General features: G+C 42.4%; 20 protein-coding genes. 16 read left to right on the forward strand and 4 right to left on the reverse strand.

Annotated elements, in window-relative coordinates:
- The first annotated feature begins 1 nt into the window (after nucleotide 1).
- The 16 genes from J0656_RS13535 to tsaB all read left to right on the forward strand — a co-directional run bounded on the left by J0656_RS13535 (nucleotide 2) and on the right by tsaB (nucleotide 14,526).
- Nucleotides 2–583, forward strand: a complete 582-nt coding sequence (locus J0656_RS13535; RefSeq protein WP_207034778.1) for a cytochrome c oxidase subunit 3 — start codon at nucleotides 2–4, stop codon at nucleotides 581–583.
- 92 nt (nucleotides 584–675) lie between these two features.
- On the forward strand, nucleotides 676–1,650 hold the full coding sequence (locus J0656_RS13540) for a cytochrome c oxidase subunit 3 (protein WP_207034779.1): 975 nt from the start codon (nucleotides 676–678) through the stop codon (nucleotides 1,648–1,650).
- 16 nt (nucleotides 1,651–1,666) lie between these two features.
- Entirely contained in the window at nucleotides 1,667–2,050 is a 384-nt protein-coding gene (locus J0656_RS13545; protein ID WP_207034782.1) for a cytochrome C oxidase subunit IV family protein, read from the forward strand.
- Nucleotides 2,051–2,122: 72 nt separating this feature from the next.
- Nucleotides 2,123–2,755 (forward strand): hypothetical protein, encoded by a 633-nt coding sequence (locus tag J0656_RS13550; RefSeq protein WP_207034784.1) that lies wholly within the window; start codon nucleotides 2,123–2,125, stop codon nucleotides 2,753–2,755.
- Entirely contained in the window at nucleotides 2,736–3,479 is a 744-nt protein-coding gene (locus J0656_RS13555; RefSeq protein WP_207034786.1) for an SCO family protein, read from the forward strand. The genes J0656_RS13550 and J0656_RS13555 overlap by 20 nt, the downstream gene beginning before the upstream one ends.
- The gene (locus J0656_RS13560) at nucleotides 3,476–4,012 is read left to right on the forward strand and encodes a DUF420 domain-containing protein (protein ID WP_207034788.1); all 537 of its coding nucleotides are present in this window, start codon (nucleotides 3,476–3,478) and stop codon (nucleotides 4,010–4,012) included. Before J0656_RS13555 ends, J0656_RS13560 begins: the two co-directional genes overlap by 4 nt.
- Nucleotides 4,013–4,019: 7 nt before the next feature.
- Nucleotides 4,020–4,232, forward strand: coding sequence for a CAMCR motif-containing small membrane protein (locus J0656_RS13565; protein ID WP_207034790.1), 213 nt, complete (start codon nucleotides 4,020–4,022; stop codon nucleotides 4,230–4,232).
- Nucleotides 4,233–4,339: 107 nt separating this feature from the next.
- Nucleotides 4,340–5,584, forward strand: a complete 1,245-nt coding sequence (locus J0656_RS13570; RefSeq protein ID WP_207034792.1) for an ABC transporter permease — start codon at nucleotides 4,340–4,342, stop codon at nucleotides 5,582–5,584.
- 12 nt (nucleotides 5,585–5,596) lie between these two features.
- Nucleotides 5,597–6,853 (forward strand): ABC transporter permease, encoded by a 1,257-nt coding sequence (locus J0656_RS13575; RefSeq protein WP_207034794.1) that lies wholly within the window; start codon nucleotides 5,597–5,599, stop codon nucleotides 6,851–6,853.
- Between the two features lie 36 nt (nucleotides 6,854–6,889).
- Complete coding sequence (locus J0656_RS13580) at nucleotides 6,890–7,990, forward strand: efflux RND transporter periplasmic adaptor subunit (RefSeq protein ID WP_207034795.1); 1,101 nt, start codon at nucleotides 6,890–6,892, stop codon at nucleotides 7,988–7,990.
- A gap of 107 nt (nucleotides 7,991–8,097) precedes the next feature.
- Nucleotides 8,098–8,799 carry an ABC transporter ATP-binding protein gene (locus J0656_RS13585; protein WP_207034797.1) on the forward strand — a complete coding sequence of 234 codons (702 nt, stop codon included), beginning with the start codon at nucleotides 8,098–8,100 and terminating at the stop codon, nucleotides 8,797–8,799.
- On the forward strand, nucleotides 8,792–10,021 hold the full coding sequence (locus tag J0656_RS13590) for an ABC transporter permease (protein ID WP_207034799.1): 1,230 nt from the start codon (nucleotides 8,792–8,794) through the stop codon (nucleotides 10,019–10,021). The genes J0656_RS13585 and J0656_RS13590 overlap by 8 nt, the downstream gene beginning before the upstream one ends.
- Before the next feature lie 2 nt (nucleotides 10,022–10,023).
- The gene (locus tag J0656_RS13595; RefSeq protein WP_207034802.1) at nucleotides 10,024–11,280 is read left to right on the forward strand and encodes an ABC transporter permease; all 1,257 of its coding nucleotides are present in this window, start codon (nucleotides 10,024–10,026) and stop codon (nucleotides 11,278–11,280) included.
- A 38-nt stretch (nucleotides 11,281–11,318) separates the two neighbouring features.
- Nucleotides 11,319–12,437 carry an efflux RND transporter periplasmic adaptor subunit gene (locus tag J0656_RS13600; RefSeq protein ID WP_207034804.1) on the forward strand — a complete coding sequence of 373 codons (1,119 nt, stop codon included), beginning with the start codon at nucleotides 11,319–11,321 and terminating at the stop codon, nucleotides 12,435–12,437.
- Nucleotides 12,438–12,479: 42 nt separating this feature from the next.
- On the forward strand, nucleotides 12,480–13,829 hold the full coding sequence (locus tag J0656_RS13605; protein ID WP_207034806.1) for a TolC family protein: 1,350 nt from the start codon (nucleotides 12,480–12,482) through the stop codon (nucleotides 13,827–13,829).
- A gap of 16 nt (nucleotides 13,830–13,845) precedes the next feature.
- Nucleotides 13,846–14,526 (forward strand): tRNA (adenosine(37)-N6)-threonylcarbamoyltransferase complex dimerization subunit type 1 TsaB, encoded by a 681-nt coding sequence (gene tsaB / locus J0656_RS13610; RefSeq protein WP_207034808.1) that lies wholly within the window; start codon nucleotides 13,846–13,848, stop codon nucleotides 14,524–14,526.
- Here tsaB and J0656_RS13615 read toward each other — a convergent pair.
- The 4 genes from J0656_RS13615 to J0656_RS13630 all read right to left on the reverse strand — a co-directional run bounded on the left by J0656_RS13615 (nucleotide 14,523) and on the right by J0656_RS13630 (nucleotide 18,776).
- Nucleotides 14,523–15,350 (reverse strand): mechanosensitive ion channel family protein, encoded by an 828-nt coding sequence (locus tag J0656_RS13615; RefSeq protein WP_207034810.1) that lies wholly within the window; start codon nucleotides 15,348–15,350, stop codon nucleotides 14,523–14,525. The genes tsaB and J0656_RS13615 overlap by 4 nt on opposite strands.
- Before the next feature lie 90 nt (nucleotides 15,351–15,440).
- Complete coding sequence (locus J0656_RS13620; RefSeq protein WP_313790197.1) at nucleotides 15,441–17,471, reverse strand: thioredoxin domain-containing protein; 2,031 nt, start codon at nucleotides 17,469–17,471, stop codon at nucleotides 15,441–15,443.
- 137 nt (nucleotides 17,472–17,608) lie between these two features.
- On the reverse strand, nucleotides 17,609–17,809 hold the full coding sequence (locus J0656_RS13625) for a dodecin family protein (RefSeq protein ID WP_108246270.1): 201 nt from the start codon (nucleotides 17,807–17,809) through the stop codon (nucleotides 17,609–17,611).
- 70 nt (nucleotides 17,810–17,879) lie between these two features.
- A complete protein-coding gene (locus J0656_RS13630) occupies nucleotides 17,880–18,776 on the reverse strand; it encodes a NifU family protein (RefSeq protein WP_108246269.1) in 897 nt (298 codons plus the stop codon).
- Nucleotides 18,777–18,819 lie beyond the last annotated feature (43 nt).

An 18,819-nucleotide genomic window follows, 5' to 3' on the forward strand; every position in this document is an offset into this window, starting at 1 on the left:
AATGGATTTAACCCAAGGAACAGCGGAGGAAAAGAACAAAAGGGCAAAAAAAATGATGCTCTGGTTCGGTATTGTGAGTTTGATCATGGGCTTTGCCGGTTGGACCAGTGCCTACATTGTAAGTAGCAAACGAGAAGATTGGGTAAGTGATTTAGAGCTCCCAAGTGCATTCTTTGTCAGTACGGCCATGATTATCCTGAGCAGTATTACCTATTTTATCGCGAGAAAATCTGTGAGCAACAATAACCAAAAGATGGGCACAATATGTTTGCTTATCACTTTGGCACTGGGAATCACATTTATATCTCTACAGTTTGTGGGATTTTCGCAAATGCTGGAAAACGGTTATTATTTTACCGGTCCAACCAGTAATATAAAAATGTCCTACGTATTTTTGATAGCTGCCGTACATATTGCCCACGTGGTGGCTGGATTGATATCGCTTTTAGTGGTTATTGTGCAGCAAGTAAGGAATAAATATACCCCAGATAATATGTTGGGAATGGAGTTGGGCGCTACATTTTGGCATTTTTTGGATTTTATTTGGGTATATCTAATTCTATTTATGTATTTCGTGAAATAAAACAGGATTGGCGCAGTTTTCAATCAAGTTTGTCTTTTACAATACATCAAAAAATGTAAATTTGTGAAAGTTTTAATAAAACGACCTTTTATATGGATGCAACGGTAAGTACCGGTACAGAAGACAGCGTTTGGGGAGGCGGAAATAAGCCTCTTGGCGCTAGCTATGGAAAAATGATGATGTGGTTTTTTATCATGTCGGATGCCTTGACCTTTTCCGGGTTCTTGGTAGCCTATGGTTTCTCAAGATTTAAGTTTATAGAGCTATGGCCTATAGCTGATGAGGTATTTACCCACGTGCCCTTTTTCCATGGGAACTATCCTATGTATTATGTGGCTTTCATGACCTTTGTTTTGATTATGTCCTCTGTGACCATGGTGCTCGCAGTGGATGCAGGTCACAAAATGAAGCAAAAAAGCGTTATCCTATATATGTTCCTAACCATCATCGGTGGTGCCATCTTCGTTGGCTCACAGGCATGGGAGTGGGCAACATTCATTAAAGGTGATTACGGAGCTCTAGAAACCAACTCAGGTAGAATCCTTCAGTTTGTTGATGCGGAAACAGGGGAAAGAGCTGCCTTGGCCGACTTTGCAAAAACAATACCTGATGAAAGGGAAAGACATGTGGAGAGCGAAGGTATATGGTTTTATGGTGAAGGGTCGATGCCTTCTTACTCTTTGAACGAGGTTGTTGAAGGCTTCAAAGCAACACCAAATATCCTTATCAGAACGGAACAACTGAATGAAGAAGGTGAAAAAACCCTTTTGGACAGAAAGGAATCGCTTTCAAAAATACTGGAAGCTAACCAAGTGGTAGAAGGTGCAAACCTTATCCACAACGAATATGGACATAGGTTGTTCGCCGATTTCTTTTTCTTTATCACAGGATTTCACGGATTCCACGTATTCTCTGGAGTAGTGATCAATGTCATCATTTTCTTTAATGTGATATTGGGTACCTACGAGCGAAGAGGTCACTATGAAATGGTAGAAAAGGTTGGGCTGTACTGGCACTTTGTGGATTTGGTATGGGTATTCGTATTTACATTCTTTTATTTGGTATAAAAAACACAGATTATAAATGGCACACAATCATAAACTCGAGATTTTTAGAGGACTTGTAAAATTTAAGTCGAACACCCAAAAAATTTGGGGAGTACTTATTTTCCTCTCGATAGTAACAACAGTAGAAGTTGCATTGGGTATCATAAAACCACGGTTCTTGACCCACAGTTACTTTTTGGGAATGAAGTTGCTAAACTGGATATTCATCATCCTTACCTTGGTCAAGGCCTATTATATTGCATGGGACTTTATGCACCTTAGGGATGAAAAGACCCCATTAAGAAGGGTAATTGTATGGACACCGATCTTCCTTGTATGCTATTTGATATTCATCCTGCTGTTCGAAGCGGACTACATTTATAATGTTTATAAGGATGGATTTATTACCTGGAACTTCTAAGAAGGGTATTTAACAGATTTAAAAGACGGTTTTCCAACCGTCTTTTTTTATTTTTGTACGGTTGTAAACACTATGAAAAAGAAAATTGTATTAGCCGTTCTTTTTATACTCCCTGTGGTTGTGTATTTATTTTTTGCATCGGGAGTAAACAATTTTGGGCGCCTGCCCATTCTCACGGAAAACGTGGTTGATGTTGCTCAGATGGATTCCAATGTCCAACTAAAGGATAAGATTACCATTTTAGGCTTTTTGGGCAATGATGTAGCGTCCAAACAAGGGAATGCATTCAATTTGAACCAAAAAATTTACAAAAGATTTGGGGAGTTCAATGATTTTCAGATGGTGATGTTGGTGACAGAAGACCAAATGGGCAAGGTCGAAGATTTGAAGAGTGAATTGGGAAAACTTTCCAACATAGATAAATGGCACTTTGCATTCGGTAACCCGGATGAAATCGAAACAATTTTTGAATCATTGGAGACCAATATTGATTTGGATGATAGTTATTCCACACCCAATGTGTTTATAGTTGATAAGGACTTAAAACTTCGCGGACGAACCGATGATGAGGACGAAGGAACCAAGTATGGGTTCGATACCTCTTCAGTAGCAGAATTGAACAATAAAATGGTGGACGATATTAAGATTATATTGGCCGAATACCGTTTAGCTTTAAAAAAGAACAATGCCGACAGGAGCAAATAACAAAAGAAAGCATACTTACATCTGGGTCTCAGCGATCATATTGATTTTTGGGATTTTTGCAGTGTATGAAATCACTAAGCGCATAAAAGGGGGCACGGTCGTAGAAAACGACCGTATGAGCAATAGCTCCAAAGAAATAGAAGTCGGCTTTGTGGTCAACCAAGGCGAAAAGCGTCGCGTGCCAGAGTTTGAGTTTTATGATCAGGATAGCACATTGGTGACCAATAAGGACTATTTGGGCAAAGTATATGTAGTTGAGTTCTTCTTTACCACCTGTCCCACTATATGTCCAATAATGACCAAAAACCTTGTGGAATTGCAAGATACCTTCAAAGGAGATGAAGATTTTGGAGTGGCATCCTTTACCATCAACCCACGATATGATACGCCGTCTGTGCTAACAGCCTATGCCAAAAAATATGGTATTACGGATAAGGATTGGCATTTGATGACAGGCGATCAAGAGAAAATATATGACTTGGCAAGGCAAGGATTTTACATCTTTGCCAACGAAGACCAAGATGCGCCGGGAGGCTTCGAGCATTCCGGTATGTTCGCATTGGTAGACAAAAATGGGTATATTCGTTCCCGTGAAGATGAATTCGGTAACCCATTGATCTATTATCGTGGAACCATTACCGAGGAACAAAAAGTAAATTCAGAAGGGGAATCCCAACAGATTACCATATTAAAAGAGGACATTAAAAAATTATTGGCAGAATGACCGAGGAAATTACTCTTAAGGAAAAACGGTACAATAGGTTGATTACCGTAATTTCCATTGCTATACCTTTAGTGGTGGCACTTTTGTTTGGTTATAAAATTCCGAATGCGAAACCATTATCGTTTCTCCCTCCGATTTATGCAGGAATAAATGGTCTTACAGCTGTTCTATTGATTGCTGCCATTATTGCCATTAAAAATGGACGTCAATTGATACATAGAAGGTTGATGTTGACCAATATAGTCTTGTCCGCTTTGTTCTTGGTCATGTACGTGGCCTATCACATGACTTCCGAAACCACTGTCTTTGGAGGGGAGGGGCCAATCAAGTTTATCTATTACTTTATATTGATGACCCACATTGTGTTGTCCATATCTGTAATACCATTGGTATTGATTACCTATTCAAAAGTCTATCTAGACGATTTTGAGAGCCACAGACAATGGGCCAAATATACCTTTCCTATTTGGTTGTACGTAGCCGTTACAGGTGTTTTGGTCTACGTTATGATTTCTCCTTATTATCAATATTAAGCTTATTATGAAGACAAGATTTCTTATCATACTGCTCATACTTTTTATGGTGCCGACCATGTCGGAGGCACAATGTGCCATGTGCCGAGCGGTGGTAGAGAGCGAGTCTGATGGAAAAACCGCCGAAGCAATCAATAATGGAATCGTTTATCTTATGGCCGTTCCTTATGTCTTGGTTGCGGGCCTCTTCTACTTTATTTATCGCAAGATGAGAGGTTAAAAGATCCTTTCAATAGGGATTTTTAACTCTAACTGTAACAATTTAAGATTTTGATAGTCTAATTGATGTACGCTTTTGCGTTCTTCATCAATCAAAATCACTAACCTATGTTCGACCTTGAGCGGTGGCAAGAAATATTTGACACCATACGAAAGAACAAACTCAGGACCTTTTTGACCGGGCTTTCCGTTGCATCCGGCATATTTATATTGGTCATTCTTCTTGGATTTGGACAGGGAATGCGCAATGGTATCGAAAATGAGTTCAAGCAAGATGCCTCCACCAGTGTATGGGTGTGGCCCGGTGTAACTTCCAAGGAATATAAAGGCCTTAACCCAGGGAGGCGAATTCAATTGGTCAACGAAAATTATGCCAAGGCAAATACCATGTTCGATGATGATATAGAATATGGGTCGGCCCGTGTATTTGTACGCGGTGTCAGTGTCAACTACGGTAAAGAAGCCCTTATTTACGGAGTTCAGGGTGTAGCCTCCGATTTTCAATTTATAGAGAATGCCCAAATCTCCGAAGGGAGATTCATCAATTATCAAGATGAAATTTCCAATGGAAAAGTAGCCATTATAGGGGACAAAATTAAAAAGGATGTTTTTGGAGAGGTGGAAACGCCCATCGGTGAATTTATCGATATTTCAGGAATACCCTTTAAGGTAGTAGGAGTATATAAAGAAATGGAGGACCGGGAAGAAGAACGTATCTATATTCCCATAACCACGGCGCAGCGAACCTTTAATGGCGGCAACCGGGTAAACAATATGACCTTTACCCTGCCACCCGTGGAAAATTTTGATAAGGCCGTTGCCCAAGCGGTAGATTTTAAAAATGGCCTCCGACAGTATTTACAGCAGACCCATACCATAGCTCCGGACGATACTGGGGCGATTGAGGTGTGGAGCGCTATGGAGGAAGCCAAACGCTATTATGGGCTCACCAATAATATAAAACTATTCTTCTGGTTTGTGGGCGTGTGTACCATTATCGCAGGAGTGGTGGGCGTTAGCAATATTATGATGATCGTAGTAAAGGAACGTACCCGCGAAATTGGTATACGAAAAGCACTTGGGGCCAAACCTTGGTCCATTATTGGAATGATATTGCACGAAGCGATATTCGTGACCGCCATTTCAGGTTTTGGGGGACTGATTTTTAGTATGGCCCTTTTGGAAATTGTAGGGCCCAATATCGAGGTGGATTACATTATGAATCCCTCGGTCAACTTCAATGTGGCCTTTTCCACCGTAATCGTTTTGATAGTGGCCGGGACCCTCGCAGGTTTTGTTCCTGCCTACAAAGCGGCAAAAGTAAAAGTAATAGAATCCTTAAGAGACGAATAACCAAAAACAGCTATGTTCAATAAAGATAGATGGCGGGAAATAATCGAGGTGCTCACTACCAATGTGTGGCGTACCATCTTTACCGCTTTTGGGGTATGTTGGGGCATTTTTATCCTTATTGTGCTTTTGGCGGCCGGCAAAGGCTTGGAAAATGGTATTAAACAGGATTTTGGGGATACAGCCACCAATACCATGTTTATGTGGACCAGGGCCACAACCAGGTCCTACGAAGGTTTGCCAAAAGGGAGAAGCTTTGAATTTAAAATTGATGATGTGCAGGCCCTAAGGGACAATGTTCCCAATTTAAGGTTTATCTCGCCCCGCAACCAATTGGGTGGTTTTGGGGGCAACAACAACGTGGTGTATGGTCTGCGCACCGGGGCGTACAATGTATATGGGGACTACCCGGAAATTATCAATCAAGACCCAATGGCGGTGACCTCCGGCCGTTTTTTGAACTATAACGATATCCGGGAGAAAAGAAAAGTGGCCATCATCGGCAACGGAGTAAAAAATGACCTTTATGACAAGGATGAGGAAGCTTTGGGAACTTATATCAAAATTCAGGGCGTAAACTTTATGGTCATAGGCACCTACAAGAAGAACAACAGTGGTGGGGGCGAAGAGGGCCAAAAGGAAATATTTGTACCATTTACCTCATTTTCACAGGCATTCAACAGAGGAGAGAATGTCGGTTGGATGGCCATAACCGCAAACGACGGCAGTTCCATATCACAGCTCAAGGATAAAATTGTGGATGTGATGAAAAAACGTCACAAAGTCCACCCGGAAGACACACGGGCCGTAGGTTATTTTGACCTTTTTGAACAATACAACCGTGTAGAAAGCCTGTTTGGAGCACTAAAGGCCGTGGCCTATATCGTGGGAATCATGGTTCTGCTCTCCGGTATTATCGGGGTGAGCAACATTATGCTCATTGTGGTGAAGGAGCGCACCAAGGAAATAGGCATACGCAGAGCGCTGGGCGAACAACCATGGTCCATAAAAAAGCAAATCTTGATGGAGTCCATTTTCCTCACTTTGATATCGGGTATGGTAGGCATCATATTCGGTTCCTTGGTCATTTTTGGTATCAACTCGTTGCTGGACAGTGTGGGCCCTGTGGATATGTTTATGAGTCCAAGCGTTAGTGTGGGTGTGGTAACCGGCGCCTTGACCATTTTAATGGTATCCGGGCTTTTGGCGGGCTTCATTCCTGCACAGAGCGCGATCAGGGTGCGGCCCATCGAAGCATTGCGAAATGAATAATATGTAAAAGAATCAATCAATTAACAATTATAAAAAATGAAAAAATCGGTAACCATTGTCATCTTGCTGCTCATCGTAATAGTGTTCGGTGGCTCCATGTACTACCTGTATCAAAAAAATGCCGAAGACCCGGTGGTCTATCAAACAGAGACACCATCCAAACAAACCATTGTGAAAAAGGCGGTGGCCACGGGGAGCATTCTTCCTTTGGAAGAAGTATTGATCAAACCCAATATCTCGGGCGTGATCGAGGAAATATATGTGGAAGGGGGCGATTACGTAAAATCGGGAGATCTTTTGGCAAAAATCAAGGTCGTGCCCAATCTTTCTGCACTTAATGATGCGAAAAATGCAATCGATGAGGCCAAGATCAGTTTGGATGATCAAAAACGCAATTACGAACGCCAGTCCACGCTATATGGGAAGGGTGTCATATCCAAAACAGATTTGGAGCGTGCCGAAGTTTCCTATGATCAGGCAAAACAGGCATATGCAGCGGCCAATAAGCGCTACGATATTGTAAAAACCGGAACTACGAGCGGATTGAGCAGTTCGGCCAATACCATGATCAGGGCCACCGTAAGCGGAATGGTGCTTGAGGTACCTGTAGAAGTGGGCAATCAGGTCATCGAAAGCAATACCTTTAACGAGGGCACCACCATTGCAGCCATTGCCGATGTGGACAAGATGATCTTTGAGGGCAAGGTCGATGAATCCGAAGTGGGAAAGATTAAAGAAGACCTTCCTTTGGAAATAACCGTTGGTGCCATAGAAAATCGGGTTTTTGATGCCGTATTGGATTATATCGCACCCAAGGGCAAAGAAGAGAACGGGGCCATTCAGTTTGAGATCAAGGGAACCCTAAAAAAGAACGATACGGTCTTTATCAGGGCAGGTCTCAGTGCCAATGCATCCATTATTTTGGCACGGGCCGATAGCGTTTTGGCAGTAAAGGAAGCATTGGTCCAGTTTGATGATGATAGCAAAAAACCGTTTGTAGAAGTGGAAACCGCCGACCAAAAGTTTGAAAGAAAGGATGTTGAATTAGGGGTGAGCGACGGCATTTTTGTAGAGGTAAAGTCAGGCATAGCGGCAACTGACAAGATAAAGGTGTGGAACGCCCTGGCCGAAGAATAGTGCACAAAAAACACCGTTTGAAAAAAAAGTAAAAAATCTTGTAACATTTTAACAACATCTATGTCTTACTAGCAGAAGTAAAAGTAAGATAGCTAACATCATCAATCATGATAGAAATCAAAGACCTTCATAAATCCTATAAAATGGGGACCAACTCCCTTCATGTTTTAAAGGGAATAAATTTTAAAGTAGAGGATGGCGAGCTTGTTGCCATAATGGGATCTTCCGGGTCTGGTAAATCCACCTTATTGAATATTTTAGGAATGTTGGACGGTGCTGATTCCGGTGAGTATACCCTGGATGGCGTTCCGATCAAAAATTTGAGCGAAACCAAAGCTGCCCAATACCGAAATAAATTCTTGGGGTTCATCTTCCAATCCTTCAACTTGATCAACTACAAAAGTGCAGCAGAAAATGTGGCACTACCATTATACTACCAAAAAGTGCCAAGAAAGGAACGCCAGGAAAAGGCCATGCAATATTTGGAAAGAGTGGGTCTAAAACCATGGGCCGATCACCTGCCAAGTGAGCTTTCGGGTGGACAAAAACAAAGGGTGGCCATAGCGCGTGCCATGGCAGCAGAGCCCAAGGTGCTTTTGGCGGATGAGCCAACCGGTGCATTGGACAGTAAAACGTCCTATGAAGTAATGGACCTGATCCAAAAAATCAATGATGAAGGAAACACCATTTTGGTCGTGACCCACGAAGAGGACATTGCTCACATGTGCAAACGAATCGTGCACCTAAAAGATGGTGTTATCGTAGAGGATAAAAAAGTGGAACAAGTAAGAGCGGAACAGTATGTTTGATCGGGACGTTTGGCAAGAAATATTCAACACGCTTAAGACCAATAAACTGAGAACCTTTTTAACGGGGTTTTCCGTGGGATGGGCCATCTTCATTTTGGTGATGCTTTTGGCGTCGGTTAATGGAATGCAAAATGGGTTTGTCGGCCAGTTCAACGATGATGCCACCAATTCCATTTTCGTTCGTACGGGAACCACGGCCAAGGCCTATGGTGGTTTTGAGGCGGGCAGACGCGTTCAGTTAAAGAACGATGATCTCGAATATATCAAGCAAAGTTTTCCGAAAGACATCGAATATATAAGTGCCAGATACTATTCCAACACAACAGCGAGGTACAAAGAGGAAACAGGGTCTTATTCCGTTCAGGCCACTCATCCGGACCATCAGGCCATAGAGAAAACCCTAGTGGTCGCCGGAAGGTATATCAACGAAGCAGATATTGTCAACAAGGCAAAGGTGGCGGTAATCGGAAGAAAGGTAGCCGAAGACCTCTTCAAAAATGAAGATGCACTGGGGAAATTTGTGGAATTCAACGGCTTGCCTTTTCGGGTGATCGGAATCTTTACCGATGATGGTGATGATAACGCAGAAAGAAGAATTTATGCCCCCATAAGCACCTACCAGCGCATTTATGGGAACACCAACGAAATTGCAAGTATCGCATTGACTTACAATCCCAATTATGATTTGACCGAGGCTTTGGATTTTTCCGAGCGATTGGAAATTTTGATGAAGCGGAGGCATAAAATAGCTCCCGATGACCAAGCTGGACTAAATGTATGGAACTATGCCGAAGCGTTCAATGATATCAGCAGTTTTACCGCAGTATTGAAAGGAATTGGTATCGGAGTCGGCTTTTTGATATTGATAGCTGGAATCGTGGGTATCGGAAACATTATGGTGTTCACCATTAAAGAGCGAACCAAGGAAATTGGGGTGCGTAAGGCGTTGGGTGCTAGGCCAATACAGATTGTGAATCTAGTGCTGTTGGAATCCGTGTTCATTACGGCCATTTCAGGTTTTGTGGGTCTATTGTTCGCTTGGATGATATTGGCCGCCATTGGTCCCATGATCGAGACACCGGCATTCAGTAATCCATCGGTAAGCCTTTCCGTAGTGGTCACGGCCACTATAATATTGATTATTGCAGGCGTGTTGGCAGGTTTGTTGCCGGCCATGAAAGCTGCAAATGTAAAACCCATTGTAGCACTAAGCGATAAATAGTTATGTGGTTATTTGATAGAGATTTGTGGATAGAAATTTTTCATACCCTGGGCAAGAACATGTTCAGGACTTTCCTGACCATGCTTGGGGTAATCTTTGCCATGATTATTTTGGTGCTGTTGCTTGGGTCTGCCAACGGTATGAGCAACGGGTTCAATAAAATATTTGCGGGAACAGCTTCCAATAGCCTGTTCGTTTGGGGACAATCGACCTCTGAACCTTATAAAGGTTTTGAACGGGGAAGAAGAATCAATTACAAACTGGAAGATGCGGAAATCCTAAAAAGACAAATTCCAGAAATTGAAGTGCTTGCTCCACGAATTGAGCTTGCAGACCATAGGGGTACGGTAAGCGTCTACAGAAACGGACAGACGAGTGGTTCTGCCGTTTATGGGGATTTTCCCGAAATAGACAATATCACCAAAAAGAAATTGGTGGAAGGTAGGTTCCTGAACCAAACCGATATTGAGGACTCCAAAAAAGTGTGTGTCATCGGAGAAGAGACCTATAAGCTTCTATTTGAAAAAGGAGAGAAAGCCATGGGGCAGGAAATCCGTATCAACGGAGTGTATTTTACCGTTGTGGGAATATACAAGCCCAACAACAATATTAACATTGATGGAGAGAATGCAGTATTCATTCCGTTCAGTACTTTTCAAAAAGCGTTCAATTCAGGTGATAGAATGGGGTGGATGGCCATTGCTGTGGAAGAGAACACACCCGTACCTTTCGTGGAAAGCCAGATTAAGAGTATCCTAAAGACCAAATACGATATCCATCCGGATGATGAACGTGCCATCGGCAGTTTTGATATGTCGGAGATATTCAACAACATTACTGCATTTACCACGGTGTTGCAAGGATTCTCCTTCTTTGTGGGGATTTTCACCCTGCTGGCAGGTGTCATCGCAATTAGTAATATCCTTTTGATCACCGTAAAGGAACGTACGCAGGAAATCGGGGTGCGACGCGCACTTGGGGCGACCCCCGTAATCGTAAAACGACAAATCGTGGTCGAGGCCATAGTATTGACCGCTTTTGCTGGACTGGTAGGATTTGCCGTTGCAGTGGGGATATTATCCATTATGAATGCGATGTGGGGAAGTGGGGATAATTTCCCCTTTGTGAAGCCCATGATCAGTATTCCACAGTTTGTCGTATCCTTTATTTTAATGGTGGGGCTGAGCGTGTTAATTGGTTTACTGCCTGCAAACCGTGCCGTTAGGATCAAACCTATCGACGCATTAAGAGAAGAATAATCATCAATACAATTAAATAACGAATCAAATAAGCAAGAATGAACAAGTATGTAAAATACGGATTGATAGGGGTAGTGGTCATTGGTATTTTGGCCGCTGTAGTCTACTTTTTAAAGCAGAACAGTACTCCTGTAGAGCTGTATAAAACCGAAACAGCAGAACGAAAGGACATCGTAAATAAAGTAATCGTTACCGGAAAGGTGATACCTGAGGACGAGATCAACATTAAGCCTCAAATTTCTGGGATCATTGATAAGATCATGCTCGAGGAAGGGGTCCGTGTAGAGTCTGGAGACCTTATCGCAGTGATCAAGGTGGTTCCGAACGAGCAATCCTTGAACCAGGCAGCTGGTCGTGTACGCAATGCCGAACTGGCGCTGAACAATGCCAAATTGGAATATGATAGGAACAAAACCTTGTTCGATAAGGGGGTAATCTCCAATCAGGACTACAACAATCTAAAGTTGACCTACGAACAGGCAATGCAAGAATTGAAAAATGCCCAGGCCGATTATCAGATTATTAGAAAAGGATCGGCAGGAGGTTCTTCCAGTGCCAATACCAATATTAGGGCAACGGTATCGGGGACCATTCTTGAAATTCCCGTAAAAGAAGGTGATCAGGTTATCCAGAGTAACAACTTTAACGAAGGTACCACCATCGCCACCATCGCGGATATGTCCAAAATGATTTTCGAAGGTGAAGTGGACGAGGCGGAAGTTGGAAAACTGAGCGTGGGTATGCCTTTGGAAATAAGTCTTGGGGCCTTGGAAGAGCAAAAGTTTGATGCCAAACTAAAGTTCATCGCACCAAAAGGTGTTGAGGAAGAAGGTGCCGTGCAGTTTAAGATCGAAGGTGACCTGGATGTAAAAGCGAGCGACAGTACTTCATACGTTAGGGCAGGTTACAGTGCCAACGCTTCCATTGTATTGGAAGAAAAGAAAGATATTTTGGCAATCAAAGAAGCGTTGCTTCAGTTTGACAAGGACACGGAAAAGCCATATGTGGAAGTGCAGACAGGTGAAAATGAATTCGAGCGCAGAGATCTTGAATTGGGTGTTAGCGACGGTATAGACGTGGAGATTGTTTCGGGTATTGATGAAGATGATAAAATCAAGGTTTGGAACAAGTTGGAAAAAAGATCTGACGAAAACTAATCCGTACTAAACCATCAATAATAAATCAAAATCGAAAAACGAATGAAAAATAGCATAACCATATTACTTGCGTTGTTCGCTGTCACCTTGTCGAGTGCACAGGTGCGACAATGGACGCTCCAGGAATGTGTGGAATACGCAGTAGAAAACAACTTGACCGTAGAACAATTTGAACTGGATCTTGAAAACGCAAAAATCGATAAGTCCGATGCTGTTGGAAACATGCTTCCAAGTTTAAACGGAACAATGTCAGCCTCGAGCAACACGGGTTTTTCCATTAATCCAACAAATAACTTGCCGACCAACAGTACGGCCAATAACGTGAACATTAGTGCTACATCCAGCATTACACTTTTTGATGGGTTAAGGAACATCAACCAGTTGCATAGGGCCAAAATGAACGCGATTGCGAACCAATACCGTTTGGACAACTTAAAGGACGATATTCGTTTGAACGTGGCCAATGCCTATTTGCAAGTGGTGTCCAACAAGGAACAGCTCAAGACGTTCAGGGCGCAATACGCAGTTACCGAACAGGATTTGAAGCGTACCAAGGAATTGGTGGAATCCGGTGTGGTTCCCAGAGGGGACCTGTTGGAAATCGAAGCCACGGCCGCCAATCAAGAACAACAAATCGTGAATGGCGAGAGCAATGTTCTGATTTCTCGTATCAATCTAGCACAATTGCTTCAAATTACCGATTATGAGAACTTTGATATAGCGGAAGAGGAGTTTGATATTCCTCCATCCGATATTCTAGATAATTCACCTAAGGTGATATTCGACAAGGCCATGACCTTTAGGAACGATATCAAGTTTTCAGAATCCAATGTGGAATTGGCCGAACAAGATGTTAAAATTGCAAAGGGTGCTTATTTGCCAACGCTATCGGCTTTCTTTCAATACGGCACAAGGTATTCGGATGTAACCCAGATTCCTGATGGTAACGGGGTTCCCTATACGCCTAGTTTAACAGACCAGTTGTGGATTTTTGACGGTATCAGTTACGGGGCACAGTTGAACATCCCTATTTTTAATGGATGGAGCACACGTAACAATGTAACCCGTTCACAAATCAGCTTGGAAAAGGCCAAACTTCAACTGGAGCAGGATAAATTGGATTTGGAAAATACCATTCAGCAGGCCTATGTGGATGTGAATACTTTTGAAAAGGCCTATGCGGCAGCCGAAAAAACATTGGAGGCAAGGACTTTGGCGTATGACTATGCCAAGGAACGTTACGATGTTGGTTTGATGAACGCTTTTGATTTTAGCCAGGCGCAAGCCAGGGTAGAGAATGCACAGGCAGATGTGATCCGTACCAAATATGATTATATCTTCCGATTGAAAATATTGGAGTTCTACTTTGGTATACCCATTTCATTAAACTAGTATCTTTGTGGCCGCTATGGCTACAATACTACATTTAGAAACAGCTACCACCAATTGCTCCGTGAGCATTGCAAAGGATGGCGAGATGCTTGTCCTAAAAGAGAACAACGCCGCGAACTATTCGCATTCGGAACAATTGCACGTATTCATAAAAGAAGCCTTTTCCAAGGCTTCTTTGTCATTTTCGGACCTTGATGCCGTCGCAATCAGCAAGGGACCGGGTTCATATACAGGGCTCCGTATCGGGGTATCTTCGGCAAAAGGTTTATGTTTTTCACTGGATATTCCTTTGATATCGGTGCCTACTTTGCAGAGCATGGCGTATCAAGTGGATGTAAAACCAGGGGAATTGGTGATTCCGGTACTGGATGCAAGACGTATGGAAGTGTATTCCTGTGTCTACGATGCTTCTTATAAAGAGGTTCGTGAGACCAGGGCTGAAATCATCGAGGAAGCCTCTTTCGCTGAATATGTATCAGATAGTAAGGTATATGTTATTGGTAGTGGGGCTGAAAAAATTAGGGGTGTCCTAAAACACCCCAATTTTATTTTTAATGAATCCGTGGTTCCTTCTTCGAAGGATATGATTCCTATTGCATTTGAAAAGTTCGAGTCCAATGAATTTGAGGATGTGGCCTATTTTGAGCCATATTACCTCAAGGACTTTGTGCTCCAGCAAAAAAAGAAGAAAAATTAATCTTCCAAGGCCTTGTGCATCACCCGTTGTGGGAACGGAATTTCTATTCCGGCCGCATCAAATCTTAATTTGGTCTGTTCTATTACATAAAAGTGTGCGGGCCAAAATACATCGTTATTGGCCCAAAAGCGTAGGGTAAGATTCACAGAGCTATCTGCCAAGGCCCCAACGTATACTTCCGGAGCTGGTTCAGTATTTATATTTGGATTGTCTGCACAAATCTGCAAGAGAATATCTTTGGCCTCTTTAATGTTTGAGCCATATCCGATACCAACATCGATTTTGTCCCTACGGGTGTTTTCCATGTTGTAGTTTATAATGTTGCCATTGGACAATTGTCCGTTCGGGATAATGGCGATCTGGTTGCCGAAAGTGCTCAATTTGGTATTGAATATGGAAATTTCCTTCACAGAGCCGTCGACCCCTTGTGCAGAAATCCAGTCCCCTACCTTAAATGGTTTAAATATCAATATAAGGACGCCCCCGGCAAAATTGGCCAAGGATCCTTGTAGGGCCAAGCCAATGGCAAGACCTGCGGCACCCACAATGGCTACCAAGGAAGAGGTCTTGACCCCTAATTGCGTGATTACCAAAACAAACAACAATGCTTTTAGGGTAATACTGATAAAACTTTGCAAGAAGGATTCCAAGGTTTCATCGTAGTCCTTCTTCTTGAAAAAACGGCGCACCATTTTATTGATGAAGGTAATGGCCCAAAGTCCGACAAAAAATATGACAATGGCCGTAATAAGACTTGGTATAATGCCAATTGCCCATTCAACGGCTTGGTCTAAGTAATCTTGATAGTTTTCTAGTTCTTCCATAACGGTTTTTTAGTTTAAATAGCAACGTAATTAATATTCAAATGAAATAAAAGAAAAGGTGTTTTAAACAAATGTTAATGTTAAAGCCAGTTATAATTGTTCCAGGGCCCTTTCTGCACTGGTCACAGGGAGTTTGCATGCTCCCTCGATACAGACATAAGTTAATGTTTTTCCAGGTACTGTTCTGTTTTTCAGTAGTTCCAAGTTCCCGTCTTTTTCGGATGCGACCAAAATACTATTGGGAACGTAAACCTTGGCTAGGTCCAGTCCCATGGATTTATAGTTTTCTCCAAGAATGGCTATTTCATAAAAATTTTGGTTTTGGAACAACACCAAATGCAACCAGTTGGAAAAACCCTGTGCCCTACGATCAAAATCCTTTTGAACGTTTTTGAGCATTTGGTTTGATGTTTCTCCATAACCTTCACTTGGAAATAGCTTGTCGAATTTATAGAGGTTGATGGCCATCATGGAATTGGAAGAAGAGATTACATTGTCGTCCACATCGATGGTTCTCCTTATGAGGGATTGGTCTTGGTCCGAGGTATAAAAAAACATTCCTGATGCATCATCAAAAAAGTGTTTTTTGGTGTAATCGAGCAGGTTTTTGGAAAGTTTTAGCCATTTTTCGTCAAAAGTGACTTCATAAAGTGAAAAATAGGCGTCGATTACAGTGGTATAATCATCCAAAAATGCATTGATGGTGCTTTTACCATTTTTGTGGTTTCGGTAGAGTGAACCATCATTTTTTATAAGTTCCCGTTCAATAAATTCGGCATTTTTTAAGGCAAGGTCCAAGTATGCATTGTTTTCCAGATAACGATAGGCATCCACCAGCCCTTTGAGCATCAATCCGTTCCAAGATGTCAAAATTTTGTCATCCAACCGTGGTCGCGGACGTTTATTTCTTTCATTTTTAAGTGTGGCTAGGCTTTTTTTGATGGTTTTCCTCAACGTTTCAATGTCAATACCAAAACTGTTGGCAATCTCTTCATCACTCTTATCTCGGATAAGTACATAATTCTGTCCCTCCCAATGCCCGTAAGAGTTTATGTTGAAGTATGCTTGGAACAGTTCAAAATCATTGCCCAATAAATTGATAAGTTGCTCCTTTGTCCAAACATAATAGGTACCCTCTTCCAAGTTTCCATGTTCGCCCAAACTGTCGGCATCCAATGAGGAATAGAATCCACCACTCTTGTCCAAAAGCTCCTCTTTGACAAAGGCAATCGTTTCGGCAACAACATCTTTGTACAGGTCATTCTTTGTAACGGCATAGGCCTTGGCGTACAGACTTGTCAATTGTCCATTATCGTATAACATTTTCTCAAAGTGGGGCACATGCCATTTCACATCAACGGCATATCGGGAAAATCCTCCACCCACATGGTCATAAACGCCTCCGTAGGCCATTCTGGTAAGTGTAGTGTCCACAAACTCCATGATCTCTGGTTTGTTGGTCGTGGTGGCATAGTGCAATAAAAAGTCCCAATTGTTGGGCATCATAAACTTTGGGGCACGCTTATGTCCACCCAAAAAAGTGTCGAAGTACTGCGTCCAATTTTGAACGGCACTATCCAATTGCTCCAAGGAATAGAGTTCATGGTCCATATTGTTTTCCACCAAGTTGATGGCCTGCAGTCCATTCGCCAGGTCGGTAGCATATTCAGTTACCCGTTGCTTATCGTTTTTATAAAGTTCGGCCAATTGTTCCAGAGATTTTATCCAATTGTCCTTGGGAACATAGGTTGCGCCCCAGAAAGGCCGGCCATCGGGCAATGCAACAATATTGAGCGGCCACCCTCCTTGTCCTGATATCATCTGGATGGCGTCCATGTAAATTTGGTCCACATCGGGCCGTTCTTCCCTGTCAATCTTTATATTGATGAAATTCTCGTTCATCACTTGGGCCACTTCTTCGTCCTCAAAACACTCTTTTTCCATAACATGGCACCAATGGCAGGCAGCATATCCAATACTGATGAGCAGAAGTTTATCTTCTTTTTTTGCCTTGTTGAGCACATCGGGGCTCCAAGCTTCCCAATTTACCGGGTTGTGGGCGTGTTGTAATAAATAGGGACTGGTCTCTTTTATAAGTGCATTGGTATGTTTATGGCTCACGTTGTCTGATTTTTTTTTGCAGCCCGAGGCTGAGGTTACAACTAGTATGAAGAAAAGCACCTTTTTCATCAAATGGGCAGGTTTGCGCATAAAAAAATGCGTCCGTTTCGGGACGCATCTTGTTTTCTTCATTTTTGTTATTGTACTTCAAAGGTAATCTTAACGTTTACCCTGTAGTTGTCAATTTTTCCATCTTTTACGGTAGCGCTCTGCTCGTTTATATAGATGGAACGAATATTCTTAACTGATTTTGAGGCCTGCTCCAACGCATTGTTGGTCGCATCTTCCCAACTTTTACTGGAATTGGCCAATACTTCGATAACTTTTAAAACTGCCATGGTCAATGTATTTTTTAGATTTCCTTTAAGATAACAAATTTTGACCGTAATATGGCAGTAACCTAGTTAATTATCCGTTAAGAGCAACCACTTCCTTGATTTTATCGCCCATCATGTTCTTGAGCATCGTCTCGATACCGTTCTTCAAGGTGAAGGTAGATGATGGACAACCGCTACATGCTCCTTGAAGGATAACGCTAACAGTACCGCTTTGCTCTTCATAGGATTGAAAAAGGATATTTCCGCCATCACCGGCAACGGCTGGCTTTACATATTCTTCCAAAATGTCTATGATTTGTAGCGATGTGTCGTCGTAATCGGTGCCCGATTTTTTCTGCTCAATAGTTTCCTTGCCCTTTTGGATGGCTTCTGCAGTTACCACCTCCTTGCCGTCGGCAAGGTAATCGCGGATAAATTCGCGCAATTGCATATTGATTTCTTCCCAATCGGCCACTTCGTATTTGGTAACGGAAACGTAGTTTTCATCCATAAAAACCTCTTTTACAAAAGGCAAATGGAAAAGTTCCTTGGCCAATGGGGAATCTTTGGCCTCGTCAATATTCTTGAACTCGTAGGTAGAAGGAACGATTCTTTTGTTGGAAACAAATTTCATTACCGCAGGATTGGGTGTTACCTCGGCATATACCGTAATCGGCTCTTTTTTGGTAACCGCCTCTTCATTGACCACAGGTTCACCGGCGTTGAGGTACTCTACCAATTGTTGCGCCACTTCATCCTTCACATCGTCCCACTCCACAATGTCAAAACGTTCCAATGCCACAAAGTTACTGGCAATGTAGACGGTCTTGATAAAAGGGAGGTAGAAAAGTTGCTGTGCCAAAGGGGAGTTTTTGGCCTCATCAATATTTTTAAACTCGTAATTGCCCTTGACCAAAAAATGGTTGGCTTCCAATTTTATTATTTTGGGGTTGTTGGTGGGAACAACCGTGATATTGAACTCTTTCATCTTGAATATTTGTTGCAAAAATACCAATAGTTGCGATGCGCAG

Source organism: Flagellimonas aurea (assembly GCF_017313785.1).
GTDB lineage: Bacteria > Bacteroidota > Bacteroidia > Flavobacteriales > Flavobacteriaceae > Flagellimonas > Flagellimonas aurea.